Below are 15849 nucleotides of genomic sequence, written 5' to 3' on the forward strand. Positions count from 1 at the left end.
CGCCGTCGCCGAAGGCGTCGAAACCGCCGAACAAGCCACCGAACTGCACCGCCTCGGCTACCGGCTGGCCCAGGGCTACCACTTCGGCCGGCCCGAGGCCCAGCCCGACTTCCACGGCGTGCGGGCCGCGGTGGCCGGGTAGCAGCGGGGTCCCGCTTCATCCATCATCGTCAGTACCCGGGCGCGTCTGCGCCGGGCCGTGACGAGAGGACCCCCACCGTGCCCGACGTGCAGGCCAACGGCATCGAGCTGTACTACGAGACCCTCGGCGACCCGGCCGACCCGGCCCTGCTGCTGGTCATGGGGCTGGGCGCGCAGCTGATCGACTGGCCGCAGGAGTTCTGCGAGCAGCTCGCCGGACGGGGCTTCTTCGTGGTCCGCTTCGACAACCGTGACTCCGGGCTGTCGGCGAGCCGGCCCGAGTGGGGCGTGCCGGACGTGCGGGCGATCGTGGCGGGGGACCGCTCGACGGTGCCGTACCTGCTCGCGGACCTGGCCCGGGACGCGGCCGGGCTGCTCGACGCGCTCGGTCTGCGGCGGGCGCACGTCGTCGGCGCCTCCATGGGCGGCATGATCGCCCAGCAGCTCACGGTCGGCCATGCGGAGCGGGTGGCGAGCCTCTGCTCCATCATGTCCACGACCGGCGAGAGGTCGGTCGGCCGGGCCACACCGGAGGCCGCGGCGGTCCTGGGCCGGCCGGCGGCGCCCGACCGGGCGGCCGCGGTGGCCGCCGCCGTCTCGACGGCCCGGATCATCGGGTCGCCGGGCTTCCCCGCGCCGGACGACGAGCTGCGGCGCCGGGCGGAGGCCAAGTACGACCGGTCCTACAACCCGCTGGGCACGCTGCGGCAGTATGCCGCGATCATCGCCTCGCCGGACCGGACCGCCGCGCTGGGCGAGGTGACCGCACCCACTGTGGTCGTCCACGGCGCCGACGACCCGCTGATCGCCGTCACCGGGGGCGAGGCGACCGCCGCCGCGGTGCCGGGGGCCGAGCTGGTCGTCATCGACGGCATGGGGCACGACCTGCCCCGCGCATTGTGGCCGCGCATCATCGACGCGATCGCGGCCAACGCGGTCCGCGCCGCCGTGCACTGAGGCCGGTGTCATTAACCGGCCGTCGCTCCATTAACGACCGTTTAGGTTCGCGGCTTTCCGTAATGGCGTCCCGGGCACACCGTGGTCAGGCCATTACCCGTTGGCGCCGAACGAGCGGTTCCGGCCGGAAGCACACCGGAAGCATGTGCGTCGTCAATAGCGTGCCCGGACGGGGTCGGTCCGGCCTCGGTAAGGGTGGCCCCGGCCGTGGCCCGCACCGGTCGTGACCTGCCCATTCTGGTCCGCGAATGGCTATTCGCCCGCGGCCCGGAAAGCCATTCCTTACCCCTCGTTCATCCGGCGTCCACCGCCGGCGGGCCCGGGTTCCGGTCACCGAGCAGCAGGTGGGAACGCTTCCAGTCATATGAGACGCGGATCTCGGTAGACCAGGAAACGGCCCTGCCCCGCTCGCCCGTTCGGTGGAGAGGTGTAGTACCTTCGTCCTTCCGGCAGCGACGGATGTCTCCGCACAGCTGCTGTCGAGGGCCGATTCGGCCGATACCTCGCGTATCCCGTAATGTCAGATCGCGGCTTGAAATCAGCGTCGTGATCATGCCATTCCCGGGCCATTAATGAAGGCGGCGTTTCGCGCACCCGCCAATTTCGGCAACAATCCGGATGCGGCTGTGAAAAAACTGTCCGGTGACTTGAAATCACGGTGGTGCCGCGGGCTATTGTTTGCCCGCTGGTGGGGGTGGGGCCCACCACATTCCGAAAGGCAACGGGTTTTGGCTGCCGCCGTCATGATTGTGGTTTCGTTGGTGCTCGCGGGGTTCGCCGCGGTGACTCTCTGGTGGACGATGCACGCCTGGCGCACGCCGGAGACGCTGGCATCGACCCGGTTCGCCGCGCCGGACGGGGAACACCGGCTGACGTTCAGCCTGCTGGTGCCCGCGCGGCACGAGCAGGCCGTGCTGGAGCACACCGTCCAGCGCCTGCTCGAGTCCACCCACGAGGGCTTCGAGATCATCGTGATCGTCGGGCACGACGACCCGGAGACCGCCGAGGTGGCCCACCGCGTGGCCGCCACCGCGCCCGGGCGCATCCTCGTGGTGACCGACACCAACGAGCAGAAGAACAAGCCGCGCGCGCTCAACACCGCGCTGCCGTACTGCCGCGGCGACGTGGTCGGGGTCTTCGACGCCGAGGACCAGGTGCACCCGCAGCTGCTGGAGCACGTCGACCACGCGTTCCGGTCCACCGACGCCGACGTCGTGCAGGGCGGCGTGCAGCTGATCAACTTCCACTCCAGCTGGTACAGCCTGCACAACTGCCTGGAGTACTTCTTCTGGTTCCGCAGCCGGCTGCACCTGCACGCCCGTAAGGGCTTCATCCCGCTCGGCGGCAACACCGTCTTCGTGCGCACCGACGTGCTGCGCGCGGCCAACGGCTGGGACGGGACCTGCCTCGCCGAGGACTGCGACCTGGGGGTGCGGCTGTCCAGCCGGGGCGCGAAGGTCGTGGTGGCGTACGACTCCGCGATCGTGACCAAGGAGGAGACCCCGGGCACCCTGACGTCGCTGCTCAAGCAGCGCACCCGGTGGAACCAGGGCTTCCTGCAGGTCTACCGCAAGGGGGAGTGGCGGCGGCTGCCGGAGTTCGGCCAGCGGATGCTCGCCCGCTACACCCTGACCCAGCCGTTCCTGCAGGCCTTCTCGGGCATCGTCATCCCGATCGGCATCGCCATCGCGATCTGGGCCCAGCTGCCGGTCTTCGTCGCGCTGATCACCTTCGTGCCGGTCATCCCGATGGCCGCCAACCTCGTCTTCCAGACGGTCGGCCTGCGCGACTTCGGTCTCCAGTACGGCCTGCGGACCCGCTGGCACCACTACGCCAGGCTGATCCTCGGCGCCTTCCCGTACGCGCTGGTGCTCGCGGTGGCGGCCTTGCGGGCGGTCTGGCGTGAGTACACCGGCAAACGCAACTGGGAACTGACCGCGCACACCGGCGCGCACCTGACCGAGCAGCCCGTCAAGGCCGAGAGTGGTGTCGCCGCATGAGCATCGCCGAAGCGCCGACCCAGGTCATCATCCTGCCCGACGTACCCGTGCAGCCGGAGCCCCGGCCCGCGCCGGTCCGGCGCTCGCGCACCGACCTGTACGTGGTCGGCGGGCTGGCGGCCGTGGTCCTGTTCTTCATGGCCTGGAACATCACCGGCTTCCCGACCGCGACCGACGACGAGGGCACCTACCTCGCCCAGGCGTGGGCGGTGCAGAACGGCCAGGGCCTGGCCCACTACACGTACTGGTACGACCATCCGCCGCTGGCCTGGATCCAGCTCGCCGGCCTGGCCTGGCTGCCGGCCCTGTTCTTCCCGGACCTGATCGCCGTGGCCGCCGGCCGGATCGCCATGCTGCCGGTCGTCGCGGCCAGCCTGGTGCTGGTCTACGTGATCAGCCGGCGCCTGGACTTCTCCCGCTGGGCGTCCGCGCTCGCGCTGCTCATCTTCGGGCTGTCCCCGCTGTCCATCACCATGAACAGGCAGATCTACCTGGACAGCTTCGCCGTCGCCTGGATGCTCGCCGCGCTGGCGCTGGCCCTGTCGCCGCGCAAGCACCTGTGGCACTACGCGGCCGCCGGAGCCGCGACCGCGGTGTCGGTGCTGTCCAAGGAGACGATGCTGCTCACCGCGCCGGCGGTGCTGGTGGCGATGTGGCAGAACGCCGCGAAGACGTCCACCCGGCCGTGGGCGTTCGGCGGTTACACCAGCGGCATCGTGCTGGTCGGCGTCTTCTACCCGCTCTACGCCCTGCTGCGCGGTGAGCTGTTCCCCGGCGAGGGGCACGTGTCGCTCATCGGCGCCTGGCAGTTCCAGCTCATGTCGCGGTCGGGCTCGGGCACGGTCTTCGACGAGGGTTCCGGCTCGCACTCGCTGATCACCTCGTGGCTCTACTACGACACCGTGATCCTGGTCGCCGGGCTCGTGGCCACCCTGATCGCACTGGCCGTACGGCGGCTGCGGGCGCCCGCGATCGCCGCGACCATCCTGGCCGTGGTCGCCCTGCGCCCGGGCGGCTACCTGCCGGCCATGTACGTGGTGCAGATCCTGCCCTTCTTCGCCATCGTCATCGCCGGCGTGACCGACGAGGGCGTACGGCTGCTCAAGCCGCAGCGGGCCTGGTGGCGCTGGGCGATCCTCGGCGTGGCGGCGGTGACGGCACTGACCCTGGTGCTGCCCCGCTGGTACGTGGGCGACCGCCGGGCCCTGACCACCGACGACAACGCCCAGTACGTGGCGGCGGCGACCTACCTGCGCGACGAGCTGCCGGACCAGGGGCGGGCCACGATCGTGGTCGACGACGTGCTCTGGATCGACTGCGTGGACGCCGGCTTCCAGCGCGAGAAGGTCATCTGGTTCTACAAGCTCGACCTCGACACCGCGGTCGCCAAGACGCTGCCCGACGGCTGGCGCGACGTCGACTACATCGTGTCCACCCCGGCCCTGCGCCAGGACCCCGGCTCCCTGCCCACGGTGACCAAGCTGCTCACGAACTCCACGCCGATCGCGACGTTCGGTCCCGAGGACGGACGCATCGAGATCCGCCGGATCGACAAGGAGAAGCCATGACCCTCACTGCCGGAGGACGTTCCACGGGCCGGGTCCGGATGATGCCCGGCGCGATCGGCGAGGTGCAGGTGGCGACGGCGCTGCGGCAGACCGTCGTCATCCCCACCTTCAACGAGCGGGAGAACATCGCGGCCCTGCTGGAACGGCTCGTCGCGGTGCTGCCGGAGAGCGACACCGAGATCGTCTTCGTGGACGACAGCACGGACGACACCCCCGACGTGATCCGGGCCGCCGCGCGCACCTGCCCGATCCCGATCACCGTGCACCACCGCGAGCACGGCACCGGCGGCCTCGGCGGCGCGGTCGTCGAGGGCATGCGGCTGGCCCGGGGCGCCTGGATCGTGGTCATGGACGCCGACCTGCAGCACCCGCCGGAGATCGTGCCGGACCTGATCGCGGCGGGCCTGCGCGACGGCGCCGACCTGGTGATCGGCACCCGGTACGCGGGCGGCGGCACCACCGACGGCCTGTCCGACGGCTACCGCAAGCTCATCTCCGGCGGCTCCACGCTGGCCACCAAGATGATCTTCCGCAACTCGCTGCTGCAGGTCAGCGACCCGATGAGCGGGCTGTTCGCGGTGCGCACCAGCTCGCTGCAGGTCGACGAGCTGCGCCCGCTGGGCTACAAGGTGCTGCTGGAGCTGGTGGTCCGCAACCGGCCGGGCCGCATCGTCGAGGTGCCGTACACGTTCCAGCAGCGGCACGCGGGCGAGTCCAAGTCGACGATGGCCGAGGGTGTGCGCTTCCTCAAGCACCTGGCGATCCTGCGGTTCGGCGCGGAACGTACCCGCATGCTGGCCTTCGCGCTGATCGGGGTGTCCGGCCTGCTGCCCAACCAGCTGGCGCTGTGGCTGCTGGCCCACGTGGCCGGGGTGCACTACCTGGCGGCCGCCGTGCTGGCCAATCTGATCGCGGTCGGCTGGAACTTCGCTCTGACCGACACCCTGCTCTACCGCAACCGCCGGCACCGCAGCCTGGCCGGCCGGCTCACCCGCTTCTTCCTGATGGGCAACGCCGACCTGCTGCTGCGGATCCCGCTGCTGGCCCTGCTCGTCGACGGCCTGCACGTCGGCGTGCTGGTGGCCAACCTGATGACGCTCGTGACGTCCTTCGTCGTGCGCTTCCTCATCCTCGACAAGGTCATCTACCGGGCCAAGCCCAGGGCCACCGCTTTGGAGAACGCATGAACCGTCGTCCCCTGCCCCTGCTGAGCCGGCGTGACCGGGTCCGGATAGCCCAGGTCGTCATCGTGACGCTGGTGCTCGTCCTGGCCGTGCCGGGCAAGTCCTTCGCCGGTGCCAACCTGCTGAGCAACCCCGGCCTGGAGGTCGTCGACTCCACCGGCTTCCCGGTCTGCTGGGAGCAGTCCGGCTGGGGCGACAGCACCCACAAGTACGAGGTGACCCACACCGCGCCGCACAGTGGCGCGAACGCCATGAAGGTCACCGTCTCGGCCATCACCAGCGGCGACCGCAAGGCCCTGATGCTGGAGAACCCGTCCTGCGCGCCGAACGTCACGCCGGGCCACCAGTACGACGTCTCGACCTGGTACAAGACCACCACGCCGAACACGGTCATGACGATGTTCCGGCACGACGTGGCCCAGGGCTGGGTCTACTGGACCGACCTCGCCACGCTGACCACCACGACCGCCTGGAAGCAGAAGACGGTCCGCACCCCGCCGGTGCCGGCCAACACCGACCAGGTCGTCTGGGGCGTCACCATCTACGGCGTCGGCACGCTGCAGACCGACGACTACGCGATGGTGGACGCCACCCAGGCCGCGCCCGGCACCTCGTGCAGCGCGGGACCCGCCTGCACGGCCGGCGCCTGGCAGGTCATGCCGTTCAACTCGCCGGTCCGCGGCATCCACGCCGTGGTGCTCAAGAACGGCAACGTCCTGCTGGTGGCCGGCTCCGGCAACGACCCGGCCGCGTTCGCCGCCGGCACCTTCACCACCGCGGTCTACAACCCGCGCACCGGCACGTTCGCCAACGTGCCGACCCCGGCCGACCTGTTCTGCTCCGGCCACGTGCAGCTGGCCGACGGCCGGGTGCTCATCATGGGCGGCAACAAGGACTACCCGGCCGCCGACGGCAGCCACGGCTACAAGGGCCTCAAGGACTCGTACATCTTCGACCCGGACACCATGGCCTACACCAAGGTCAACGACATGACCGCCGGTTCCTGGTACCCGTCGGCCACGGTGCTGGGCAACGGCGACGTCATCTCGCTCGGCGGCCTCGGCGAGGACTCCGGCGGCACCGTCGCGACGCAGTACTTCAAGAGCAGCGAGCAGCGCTGGCTCGGGCTCAACGAGGCCAACCAGACCTGGAGCTTCTGGGGCCTGTACCCGTCGATGGTGCTGATGCAGGACGGCCGGCTGTTCTACACCGGCAGCCACGTCTTCGGCAACGGCCTGCCCGGCACCGGCTCGTCGATCTACGACTACACCGCCAACACCATCACCCCCGTCACCGGCCTGCAGCGCAAGGACGAGCGGGACCAGTCGATGAGCGTGCTGCTGCCCCCGGCCCAGGACCAGCGGGTGCTGACCATCGGCGGCGGCAACATCGACAGCAACCCGGACGCCAACCGGCTCACCGACCTGATCGACCTCAAGCAGGCCGCCCCGGTCTACAAGCCCGGCCCGCTGCTGCCCAGCGGCAAGATGACCGGCGGGGTCGCGCAGACGGCCACCCAGGGCAAGATGTACGTCTCGGCGGTGCTGCTGCCCGACGGCAAGGTCTTCGAGACCGGTGGCGCGCTGCACAACCGGGCCGACCCGGTGTACGAGGCGTCCATGTTCAACCCGGCCACCAACACCTTCACCGCGGGGATGGCCACCGACCCGGTGCCGCGCGGCTACCACTCGTCGGCGTTCCTGCTGCCGGACGGGCGCGTCATGTCGGTCGGCGACAACCCCGGCGACGGTACGTTCGACATGCGCGTCTCGGTCTACTCCCCGCCGTACCTGTTCAAGGGCGGGCGGCCGCAGATCCTGAGCATGGCCGGGGCGCAGTGGCCGTACGGCACCACCAAGCAGATCACCGTGGACGGCCCGATCCTCAAGGCCTCGCTGATCCGCCCGGAGGCCGTGACCCACTCCAGCGACCCCAACCAGCGCTACGTCGACCTGCCGATGACCGTCACCGGCAACACGATCGGCCTCAACCTGACGAGCAACCCCAACCTGGCCCCGCCCGGCTGGTACATGCTCTACGTGGTCGGCACCAACGGCGTCCCGTCGGTGGCCCAGTGGGTGCAGGTCAAGTGACGCGGGCCCGCCGCAGCGTGCTGGTGCTGGCCGTCCTCGGGGTGCTCGGCGTCGTGGCCGCCGGGATCTGGCTGGTCGCGGCGCCGGGGCAGCAGGACGCTGCCCCGGTGGCCGCGCCGGCCCCCCGTCCGACCGACAGCAGCTGGCCCGGCCTCGCCGCCGGACCGTCGGTCGCGGCGTCGGTGCCGCCGGCCGCGGACACCCCCGCGGTGCCGGCATCACCGGACGCGCCGGCCGGCGGCCCGGCCGAGCCGGTGGCCGAGCCGTTCGTGCAGAACTACGCGGGCCAGCCGGGGGTGAAGCCGCTCAAGCCGCTGCCGTCCCCGACGAAAACGCATTACGTACGGCCGAACGTGGACGGCTGCGACCACAACTACGGCGAGGTCACCCAGTGCGTCCCGTGGACGTTCCCGGCCGGCACGACGGACAAGTGCGCCTGGCTGGCCGGGCACGGCTTCAAGAAGCTGAAGGTGGCCGCCGCGGACCGGCAGAAGCTGGACACCGACGGCAACAAGATCGCGTGCGACGACTGACCGGCCGCCATCCGGTCAGCCCGCCATCACCCGGCGGTGCACGGCGGTGACGGCAGCACGGGCCGAGACGAACGACCCGTGCTGCCGAGCCACCTCACGACTGAGCCGGTCCCCGGCGAAGTACACCCGCCCGGCCGGGCAGCTTCGGAGGGTCGAAGAGCGTTAGCTCGAGCAGATCCGGTTCGACGGCCAGCCGGTGCGCGGTCTGGTGCATCCAGTGCAGATAGACGGCATAGCGGTACGGACTCCAGGCGCGCGACCGGCCCTTGGTGGTGACCAGGTACGGCATCTTCGTCCGTTGGTGCACGGCGGTGGCCAGCCGGTGGTCCAGGATCAGGGCGCCCGGGGTGGTGAAGTAGAGGAACTTGGTGAAGAACGCCGGGCCGTACCCGCCGAGCCGGCCCCACGCCGCATCGCCGTACCGGGCACGCTTCTTGGGGTCGTAGCCGCCGTACAGGATCGCGTAGGCGGCGATCGCATCCTGCGCCGAAGCCGCGCGTGTCAGTGACCGTTCGAGCTCGGGCCCGGCCAGCTCCAGGATGGTGCGGCAGCGGGTGGGGCCGTACCCGCGCTTGCCGCTGCCCCAGACGAAGCTCGCGGTGAAGACGTCGACCACCGATCCCCGGGCCGCGATGTCGAAGACGTCGCCGCGGGAGATCGTCCCCGCCTGGGGGATGGTCAGGCCGTCGATCAGCCCGGCCCAGTTCGCGGGAGCGAACGCGATCGACTGGCCGCGCCAGCCGGGCTCGCCCAGGGAGGGCCGCTTGGCGGCGACCTGAGCAGCCAGCTGGCTCAGATCGTCTTCGCCCAGGGCGTGGCCGGCGGCCTCGTCGCGGGCTTCCTGATCGTGTTCGTAGGTCACCCGGGAACTCTGGCATCCCGGCGTGCGTTCGGCAGGAGGCGGTTCGGCCAGAAGACTGTGGCGGTTTACTACCGTGTCAAACCGATACACCGGGGTGACGTGCCGGTCCCGTGTTCCCGAGCCCCCTGAGCACCGCTGAGTTCATGCGCGCGATCACCACGGTCCCGTCCGGGGTGCCGATGCTGGCCTATGTCGCCGTGCCTCGCCAGCCACCGACCTTCGTCGCGTTCAAGCCCGCCGGACGCCCGTCCTCCTACGCTTCCGCGACCCAGGCGCGGCCGCGGGCCAGCTATTGGCTGGAGGGCGAGGCGCGCATCCCGCTGGCCGAGCCGGTGAACGCGGTCGCCGATCTCGCCGCCGTCATCGGGCCGGGACCGAGGTCCACCCTAGACCGGATCGCTGTGCTGACCCGGGTGGGTCGGGCCCTGCCGCTGGACATCTTTCGTCTGATCGACGAGCTGGGCGCGGTGTCGGCGCCGGACGGCTCCGCCACCGACTTCTTCGCCCAGCTGCAGCAGCTCGGCGATTGGGTGGCCGAGCTGCGCGCCACCGGTGACGGGCCGATCGGCACCATCCACCCCGAGTCCGGCGGTTTGATCACCTGGGGCCGGTTGCGGGGCGGCGGCTACCTGTGCTGGCTTCCGGCCTCAGGCACACCGAAGGAATGGCCGGTCGTGGTCCTCGACGAGAGTCTGCGTTTCTCCGTCACCCACCACATGTCCGCGTCGCGCTTCCTGCTCGAACTGGCGACGCATCCGGAACGGGTCGCGCTTCCCCCGACTGTCCACTGACGGCATCGGCGGGTCCCCGGGCATCGATCAAAGACGATAGGGTCGGGCCGGTATCTGGTTCCGAGTGCCGGAGGCGTGCGTCGATGCGATCCGTCCGATTCCTGGTCCGTGCCCTGGCCGCCGGCAGCGCCCTGCTCACGGTGGCCGCCGGGGCCGCGGTCGCGCAGGCCGCGCCCGTCGTCGGCACCGAGCCGATCCACGACTACACCCAGGCCGTGCGTGAGCGGGTATGGGTGCAGACCACGGTGGACAGTGACGCCGACGGGCGGCCCGACCGGGTCGCCGTGCGGATCATCCGGCCCCGGACCGAGCGCCGGGTGCCGGTCATCTTCCAGGCCAGCCCGTACTACGCCGGGCTCAACGACGTACCGAATCATGACGACATCGACCGGGACGGCGCCGGCGCGCGCCGCAGTGGGGTGACCGGCGCCGACCGGGCGGCCGAGACCGTGACCTTCGCCGGCTACCTGGACAACTATTTCGTGCCTCGCGGTTACGCCGTCGTCTTCGCCGACAGTCTCGGCAGTGGCGGATCGGACGGATGTCCCACGTCCGGCGGGCGCAACGAGACGCTCGGGATGAAGGCCGTCGTCGACTGGCTCAACGGGCGGGCCGCCGCCTTCGACGAGGCCGGCGCGCCCGTACGGGCCGGGTGGTCGACCGGGCGCACCGGCATGATCGGGGTGTCCTACAACGGCACGCTGCCCAACGCCGTCGCCGCCACCGGGGTGCGGGGGCTGGAGACGATCGTGCCCATCGCCGCCATCTCCAGCTGGTACGACTACTACCGGGCCAACGGCGGGGTCGTGGCCCCCGGCGGCTTCCAGGGCGAGGACACCGATGTGCTGGCCAAGGCGGTGCTCACCCGGGAGCATCCCGAGGTCTGCGCCGACGTCATGGCCGCCATCGAACGCGACCAGGACCGGGTCACCGGTGACTACAACCGTTTCTGGGCCGAGCGGGACTACCTACGCGACGTGGACAAGGTCCGGGCCAGCGTGCTGCTCGTGCACGGGCTGCACGACGACAACGTGCGGACCTCGCAGGCCGGGCAGTGGTGGGCCGCGCTCGCCAAGCGGCACGTGCCGCGCAAGATCTGGCTGCACCAGGCCGCGCACACCGACCCGTTCAACGTACGGCGGGCCGAGTGGCTCAGCACGCTGCACCGCTGGTTCGACTACTGGCTCCAGGGGATCGACACCGGCATCATGCGGGAGCCGATGGCCGACGTCGAGGTGGCGCCGACCGTCTGGCGTACCTCCCGGTCCTGGCCCCTGCCGGGCACCCGGCCGACCGCCATGTTCCCCGGCGCGGGCGGCACGCTGAGCGGCACGCCGTCGAGCTTCGGCACCCGCGAGTCGTTCGTCGACGATCCGGCGCAGACGGCCGAGCAGCTGGCCGACGACGAGTTCGCCGCCGACCCGAACAGGCTGGCCTACCTGTCCGAGCCGCTGACCCGCGAGACCCGGCTCTCCGGCACGCCGAAGGTCACCATCCGGGCCGACGTGGACGGCCCCTCGCCGTACCTGACCGCCCTGCTGGTCGACTACGGTCCCGCCGACCGCTTCGCCGGGCTGCGTTCGCTGCCGGTGCAGGACTGCGTCGGCCCCGGCATCCCGGAGGATCCGGGCTGCTTCAGCCGCCGGGAGTACGTGACCACGCGCACCGACTCGGAGATCGTGACCCGGGGCTGGCTCGACGTGCGCAACCGGCTCTCGGCCGCGCGCAGCACGCCGGTGCGGGCCGGTAAGACGTACACCTTCAGCTGGAACCTGCAGACCCAGGACCACGTGTTCGCGGCCGGGCACCGGATCGGCCTCGTGCTGATCTCCACCGAACGCGACCACACGCTGCGCTACCCGGCCGGCACCACGGTCGGCGTCCGGCTCGGCGTGTCCCGGGTGGTGCTCCCGCTGTCCCGCTGATCCGGCCCGGGCAGCCCGGGAAAAACTCATCCGATCGGGCCGAACGATTCGCCGATCCACTCCGTAGTCATGTCCGAGGCGTTACGTAACGCGTACGCACCGTCGATCGGACAGCGGGGGCTGTTATGACCAGTGTCATCGACCAGCATCACCTTCAGCCGAGTTCCTCCTGGTGGGAGCGCCAGGGCGACCTGATCATGCGGCGGCCGTTCAACGAGTGGACCTTCACCCACATGAACTGGCTGCTGCCCACCGAGCGGGTCGCCCGGGGCCCGGTGCACCGGCCGCTGCCGGGCCGGTCCCGCCCGCTCGACGTGACGTACACCTTCGGCGGCGCCGAGCGGAGCCTGGCCGACCTGCACCGCCGGACCTTCACCACCGCCTTCGTCGTGCTGCACCGCGGCGAGCTCGTGCACGAGTCGTACCCCGGTGCCTTCGCCGGCCCGCGGGCCCGCTTCCAGCTCTTCTCCCTGTCCAAGTCGCTGACCTCGATGCTGGTCGGCATCGCCCTGGCCGACGGCGCCATCGGCGCCCTGACCGACCGGGTGATCGACTACCGGCCGGACTTCGCCGGCACGGCCTACGAGTCCGCCACCCTGGCCGACCTGCTCGCGATGAGCAGCGGCGTCGGCGACATCGAACAGTGGGACATGCCCGGCACGGACATCAAGCGCTTCGAGGAGGCCTGCCTGGGCCGCGGCAGTGTCGAGGACGTGCTGCGGTCAGCCCGGCGCACCGGGGAGCCGGGGGAGCGGTTCAACTACTCCACCCTCGACGCGCAGCTGATCGGCTGGGTGCTCGAGGCCGCCACCGGCCGCTCCCTGGCCCGGTACGCGGCCGACCGCTTGTGGAGCCGGATCGGCGCCGACCGTGACGCCTACTACTGGCTCTCCCGCTCCCGGCCGCGTACGGCGATCGGTGGCGGCTCGTTCAACGCGACCGCGCGGGACGTGGCCCGGCTCGGGCTGCTGATGGCCCACCACGGTGTCCTGGACGGCGAGCAGATCGTTCCCCGGGACTGGGTGGCCCGCAGCGGGGTCCGCGACGTTCCGCATCTGGCGATCGGCGCGCTCGGCCCGAGCGGCTACGACCACTACGGCTACGCCAACCAGTGGTGGACACTGGGCGGTGGCGCCTTCACCGGGCTGGGCGTGCACGGGCAGTACCTGTTCGTCGACCCGGCGGCCGACGTGGTGATCGTCAAGTGCAGCGCCTGGCCGACCGAGGACGACGCGGAGCGGGACAGGGAGACCGTCGCCGCGCTGCGCGCGATCACCGCCCGGCTGAGCGGGCGGTCAGCGAGCCTGGTCGGTTAGGACAGGCCCGGGCTGCGCCGGTGGCCAGGGCTCCGGCGCAGCCCGTTGCTCGCTGCTGAGACCCGGCCTAACCCTGGTGGGAGTTCACGTAGTCCCGTAGCTTCTGCTGGGTCCAGACGCGGTTGTAGTAGTACGCGTAGTTCTTGCCCCGGCACCGGCCCACGGCGGCCTGGTAGACGCCGACCAGGTACGGCCGTCCGGCACCCTCCTGAGCGATGAGCGGTCCACCGCTGTCGCCCTTGGCCGGGTGACCCGCGCCGACGCTGCGCACCTTGGCCAGGTTGCGGTAGAGCCCGGTGGAGACCGCGGTGTCGACGATCTTCATGCCGGTGCGGCGGAGCTCGGCCGTGGGGACGGTCCGGCCGCCCACGATGCACGGATCGTTGATCTGGCCCCAGCCGTAGGCGGCGACGGTCGAGCCGCCGGACCACAGTGCGCCCTGGTCGGGACGGGCCAGAGCCACCGGGGCGACCTCGCGGACCGGCCGGTCGAGCCACACGACCAGGATCGACGCGCCGGCCGAGAAGGGGGCGTCGCCCAGGTTCTGCTGCTTGACGATGGTGCGTTCCACACCGGCGTCCCGGTCGGCGTTGAGCACGCCGAACCACACCTTGGTGCCGGTGACCTTGCCGCAGTGCCCGGCGGTGAGGGCCACGCCCGGCGCGACCAGCGAGGCGGTGCAGCCCACGGCCATCCGGCCGACGAAGCCGTACAGGTTGACGGCGGGCACCCGGTCGCCGGCCCAGCCGCCCGGGACGACCTCGCCCTTGACGATGGCCTGGGCCGGGGCGGCGACACCGAGCAGGAAGAGGGTGAGCAGTGATCCCGCGCCGGCGAGCAGGCGGTGCCGGCGGGTCGTGGAGCGTTTGGTCATGGTTTGACGCTAGGTGAGGCTTTTACGACGGCGGCGTCAGGGCGACGAGGACCGCGGCGCGGTCCTGCTCGTCCGCGAGACCGGGCACGCCCGACCCGTACGGCTTCAGCGCGGCGAGCAGGGCCACGCGCGGGTCGGGGTCCCGTAGGCAGCGCAGGGCGGCGAGGAACCAGGGCAGTCCGGGGTCACCCGTGGCCCGCCGGCCGGCGGCGAGCCATGTGCGCACCTGCTTGCCCAGCGGCGAGTCCGGGGTCACGGGTTCGGTGGATGCGATGGCCGCCATGAGGCCGGGGGTGTCCGCGAGGCCCAGGACTGTCACCTGCCGGCGTACCTCCGCGACCGCGACGGACCGCTGCAGCTGCGGCGGGGCGGCCTCCGCGGCGGTGATCAGCTCCGCGGCGTACGGGCTCCGCCGGCCCGCGCGCAGCAGGTCCGCGGCGGTGGCCGGGGTCACGAACCACGGTTCCAGCTCGGCCGAGATCCGGGCGGCTGACAGGGGCCGGTCCGGGAGCCGGGCGCCGGTGATCCGCTGGGCCAGCACGATCGCCCGGGCCTCGGCGTCCGGCCAGGTGGGCTCGTACTCGTCGGTCGGCGCCCGCAGGCCCAGCGCGTCCATCAGGTGGCGCAGCAGGCCGGGGTCGGCGCCCCAGACCGTCTCCTCGGCCGGGTAGCCCGGGTCGAAGCCGATGATCATGGTGCCGTCGACCGCGTAGCCGAAGTGCGCGGCGGCGGCGTCGTGGCGCAGCACCGAAACGGCCGCGCTGCCCCGCGAGGCCGCCTCCAGCAGGCCGTGGTCGGCGCCGAGGATCCCGCCGGGCTCGATGACCACCGACCAGGCGCCGAGCTGCAGGGCCACGGCGACCTCGGGGTTCCCGGCCTCGGCGGGCTCTCGCCGGCCGGTCACTTCCGCGGGTGTGCGTTCGCGGACGGTGTCCGGGCATCCGCCCAGCCGGCGCAGGGCCGACGCGGGGTCGGCGTCCTTGACGTAGGTCAGGCAGAACGTGGGCCCGAGCTGGTCGCGGAGCACCCGGGCGTGCGCGAGGTCATCCACAGCACAGCAGCTTAGGCCGGTCCCGGAACGTATCGTCGGGGGATGGACCGCGACGACACCCTGCGCCGGCTGCGGGCCGAGGCCAGGACCCAGGTCGAGGGGCTCGACCAGGAGCTGCGCGAGCTCTTCGCGGCCTCGGAGAGCTCGAACGCCGACGACGAGCACGACCCCGAGGGCAGCACCGTCGCCTTCGAGCGGGCTCAGCTCACCGCCCTGCTCGCCGCGGGCCGGCGCCGCATCGCCGATCTCGACGCCGCCCTGGACCGCTCGGCGGCCGGCACCTACGGCGCCTGCGAACGCTGCGGCCGGCCCATCCCGGCCGAGCGGCTCGCCGCCCGGCCGTTCGCCACCACCTGCGTGACCTGCGCGGCTCAGTAGCGGAAGGCGGCGACCAGGCTGCTGAGCTCGGTCGACATGCGGGCCAGTTCCGAGGTCGCCTGCTGCGTCTCGGAGACGCCCTGACTGGTGAGCCGGGCGGCTTCGGCGACGCCGGTGATGTTCTGGGCGATCTCGCCGCTGCCGGTGGCGGCCTCGGCCACACTGCGGTTCATCTC

Annotated in this window: 13 protein-coding genes and 1 pseudogene; 10 read left to right on the forward strand and 4 right to left on the reverse strand. The window is 71.5% G+C overall.

Annotated elements, in window-relative coordinates; all coding sequences use genetic code 11:
- The first annotated feature begins 219 nt into the window (after positions 1-219).
- The 6 genes from ACWEOZ_RS43120 (at position 220) to ACWEOZ_RS43145 (ending at position 8476) form a co-directional block, all read left to right on the forward strand.
- The gene (locus tag ACWEOZ_RS43120; RefSeq protein ID WP_451916465.1) at positions 220-1098 is read left to right on the forward strand and encodes an alpha/beta fold hydrolase; all 879 of its coding nucleotides are present in this window, start codon (positions 220-222) and stop codon (positions 1096-1098) included.
- Between the two features lie 743 nt (positions 1099-1841).
- Complete coding sequence (locus tag ACWEOZ_RS43125; RefSeq protein ID WP_451916466.1) at positions 1842-3098, forward strand: glycosyltransferase; 1257 nt, start codon at positions 1842-1844, stop codon at positions 3096-3098.
- Entirely contained in the window at positions 3095-4666 is a 1572-nt protein-coding gene (locus ACWEOZ_RS43130; protein WP_451916467.1) for an ArnT family glycosyltransferase, read from the forward strand. The genes ACWEOZ_RS43125 and ACWEOZ_RS43130 overlap by 4 nt, the downstream gene beginning before the upstream one ends.
- Complete coding sequence (locus ACWEOZ_RS43135; RefSeq protein WP_451916468.1) at positions 4663-5853, forward strand: glycosyltransferase; 1191 nt, start codon at positions 4663-4665, stop codon at positions 5851-5853. The genes ACWEOZ_RS43130 and ACWEOZ_RS43135 overlap by 4 nt, the downstream gene beginning before the upstream one ends.
- Positions 5850-7943 (forward strand): galactose oxidase-like domain-containing protein, encoded by a 2094-nt coding sequence (locus ACWEOZ_RS43140; RefSeq protein ID WP_451916469.1) that lies wholly within the window; start codon positions 5850-5852, stop codon positions 7941-7943. Before ACWEOZ_RS43135 ends, ACWEOZ_RS43140 begins: the two co-directional genes overlap by 4 nt.
- Positions 7940-8476 carry a hypothetical protein gene (locus tag ACWEOZ_RS43145; protein ID WP_451916470.1) on the forward strand — a complete coding sequence of 179 codons (537 nt, stop codon included), beginning with the start codon at positions 7940-7942 and terminating at the stop codon, positions 8474-8476. Before ACWEOZ_RS43140 ends, ACWEOZ_RS43145 begins: the two co-directional genes overlap by 4 nt.
- A gap of 94 nt (positions 8477-8570) precedes the next feature.
- On the opposite strand, the gene ACWEOZ_RS43150 is transcribed toward ACWEOZ_RS43145, so the two are convergent.
- A complete protein-coding gene (locus ACWEOZ_RS43150; protein WP_451916471.1) occupies positions 8571-9338 on the reverse strand; it encodes an 8-oxoguanine DNA glycosylase OGG fold protein in 768 nt (255 codons plus the stop codon).
- A gap of 110 nt (positions 9339-9448) precedes the next feature.
- On the opposite strand from ACWEOZ_RS43150, the gene ACWEOZ_RS43155 reads away from it, so the two are divergent.
- The 3 genes from ACWEOZ_RS43155 (at position 9449) to ACWEOZ_RS43165 (ending at position 13370) form a co-directional block, all read left to right on the forward strand.
- The gene (locus ACWEOZ_RS43155; RefSeq protein WP_451916472.1) at positions 9449-10129 is read left to right on the forward strand and encodes a hypothetical protein; all 681 of its coding nucleotides are present in this window, start codon (positions 9449-9451) and stop codon (positions 10127-10129) included.
- Between the two features lie 83 nt (positions 10130-10212).
- Complete coding sequence (locus ACWEOZ_RS43160; RefSeq protein WP_451916473.1) at positions 10213-12054, forward strand: Xaa-Pro dipeptidyl-peptidase; 1842 nt, start codon at positions 10213-10215, stop codon at positions 12052-12054.
- Positions 12055-12179: 125 nt separating this feature from the next.
- Positions 12180-13370 (forward strand): serine hydrolase domain-containing protein, encoded by a 1191-nt coding sequence (locus tag ACWEOZ_RS43165; RefSeq protein WP_451916474.1) that lies wholly within the window; start codon positions 12180-12182, stop codon positions 13368-13370.
- 67 nt (positions 13371-13437) lie between these two features.
- Here ACWEOZ_RS43165 and ACWEOZ_RS43170 read toward each other — a convergent pair whose 3' ends face one another.
- The gene (locus ACWEOZ_RS43170; protein ID WP_451916475.1) at positions 13438-14244 is read right to left on the reverse strand and encodes a S1 family peptidase; all 807 of its coding nucleotides are present in this window, start codon (positions 14242-14244) and stop codon (positions 13438-13440) included.
- A 22-nt stretch (positions 14245-14266) separates the two neighbouring features.
- On the reverse strand, positions 14267-15295 hold the full coding sequence (locus tag ACWEOZ_RS43175; RefSeq protein WP_451916476.1) for a DUF6461 domain-containing protein: 1029 nt from the start codon (positions 15293-15295) through the stop codon (positions 14267-14269).
- A 42-nt stretch (positions 15296-15337) separates the two neighbouring features.
- Here ACWEOZ_RS43175 and ACWEOZ_RS43180 point away from each other — a divergent pair, with 42 nt between their 5' ends.
- Positions 15338-15673 (forward strand): TraR/DksA family transcriptional regulator, encoded by a 336-nt coding sequence (locus ACWEOZ_RS43180; protein WP_451916477.1) that lies wholly within the window; start codon positions 15338-15340, stop codon positions 15671-15673.
- Here the strand turns inward: ACWEOZ_RS43180 and ACWEOZ_RS43185 are convergent.
- A pseudogene (locus ACWEOZ_RS43185) lies at positions 15667-15849 on the reverse strand (methyl-accepting chemotaxis protein); the annotation flags it as partial. The gene ACWEOZ_RS43180 and the pseudogene ACWEOZ_RS43185 overlap by 7 nt on opposite strands.

The organism is Actinoplanes sp. NPDC004185 (assembly GCF_053603475.1).

Coding starts and splice junctions, on each gene's coding strand:
- ACWEOZ_RS43180 (WP_451916477.1), top strand. CDS start 15,338: ATGGACCGCGACGACACCCTGCGCCGGCTGCGGGCCGAGGCCAGGACC.
- ACWEOZ_RS43170 (WP_451916475.1), bottom strand. CDS start 14,244: ATGACCAAACGCTCCACGACCCGCCGGCACCGCCTGCTCGCCGGCGCG.
- ACWEOZ_RS43160 (WP_451916473.1), top strand. CDS start 10,213: ATGCGATCCGTCCGATTCCTGGTCCGTGCCCTGGCCGCCGGCAGCGCC.
- ACWEOZ_RS43140 (WP_451916469.1), top strand. CDS start 5,850: ATGAACCGTCGTCCCCTGCCCCTGCTGAGCCGGCGTGACCGGGTCCGG.
- ACWEOZ_RS43130 (WP_451916467.1), top strand. CDS start 3,095: ATGAGCATCGCCGAAGCGCCGACCCAGGTCATCATCCTGCCCGACGTA.
- ACWEOZ_RS43125 (WP_451916466.1), top strand. CDS start 1,842: ATGATTGTGGTTTCGTTGGTGCTCGCGGGGTTCGCCGCGGTGACTCTC.
- ACWEOZ_RS43165 (WP_451916474.1), top strand. CDS start 12,180: ATGACCAGTGTCATCGACCAGCATCACCTTCAGCCGAGTTCCTCCTGG.
- ACWEOZ_RS43135 (WP_451916468.1), top strand. CDS start 4,663: ATGACCCTCACTGCCGGAGGACGTTCCACGGGCCGGGTCCGGATGATG.